Source organism: Streptomyces sp. SID13726, from assembly GCF_010548375.1.
GTDB lineage: Bacteria > Actinomycetota > Actinomycetes > Streptomycetales > Streptomycetaceae > Streptomyces.
In genome coordinates this window covers 1-460 of record NZ_JAAGLY010000380.1, presented here as the reverse complement: position 1 = coordinate 460, position 460 = coordinate 1, and the positions used below count along the sequence as shown (strand labels likewise).

The following is a 460-nucleotide window of genomic DNA, read 5'->3' as shown; positions in this document are numbered from 1 at the left end:
GGTCCGGCCTTGTAGCCGACACCGCGCACCGTCACGACGATCTCGGGGCGCTCGGGGTCCTTCTCGACCTTGGAGCGCAGCCGCTGTACGTGCACGTTGACCAGGCGGGTGTCCGCCGCGTGCCGGTAGCCCCAGACCTGCTCCAGCAGCACCTCGCGGGTGAACACCTGCTAGGGCTTGCGCGCGAGGGCGACCAGCAGGTCGAACTCGAGCGGGGTCAGGGCGATCGAGGCGCCCTCGCGCTTGACCGAGTGCCCGGCCACGTCGATGACCAGGTCACCGATGGTCAGCTGCTCGGGAGCGGGCTCCTCCGACCGGCGCAGACGGGCCCGGATGCGCGCCACCAGCTCCTTCGGCTTGAACGGCTTCACGATGTAGTCGTCGGCCCCGGATTCCAGGCCCAACACGACGTCGACCGTGTCGCTTTTGGCGGCGAGCATGACGATCGGTACGCCCGACT

Annotated in this window: 1 pseudogene; it reads right to left on the bottom strand. The window is 69.3% G+C overall.

Annotated features, from left to right (window positions below):
* Positions 1-460, bottom strand: a pseudogene (locus G3I78_RS48175) (response regulator transcription factor); the annotation flags it as partial.